Origin of the sequence: Paraburkholderia sp. SIMBA_027 (genome assembly GCF_046535315.1) — a bacterium.
GTDB classification, from domain to species: Bacteria; Pseudomonadota; Gammaproteobacteria; order Burkholderiales; family Burkholderiaceae; genus Paraburkholderia; species Paraburkholderia tropica.
The window spans coordinates 1-361 of sequence record NZ_JAWRWY010000205.1 but is presented as its reverse complement, the minus strand read 5'-3'; the positions used below and the strand labels follow the sequence as shown (position 1 = coordinate 361).

The window sequence follows — 361 nt, the reverse complement described above, 5'->3', positions numbered from 1 at the left end:
CCCGTGGTCATGGATAAGACGGCGCGCATTCTGGAGCGGCGGCTGGCTGCATCCGGCAACCGGTTGGCACGCGAGCAGCGTGTGGCTCACGGACGCGACGCCGTCGCTATCGCCATCGGTGAGGCAATGGTGGCTGCCGAGCGCTTTCCGAAGCTCGTGATCGTCTTTGGGGCGTCGGCCGTGATTGACGAGGACGATGTGATCCCGGCGGCGATCCGGCAGGCCGGCGGAGAGATTCTGAGCGTCGGCATGCCCGTGGACCCAGGCAATCTGATGGTAATTGGGCGGATCGGGGAGACCTATGTCGTCGGTGCGCCGGGCTGTGCCCGCAGTCCGAAGGAGAACGGTTTCGACTGGGTGC

At 65.9% G+C, this 361-nt stretch carries 1 protein-coding gene; it reads left to right on the top strand.

The genetic code is table 11. The annotated features are described in order from the left end of the window. A partial coding sequence (locus tag SB764_RS38795) for a molybdopterin-binding protein (protein ID WP_410866580.1) occupies window positions 1-361 on the top strand: 361 nt, incomplete at both ends.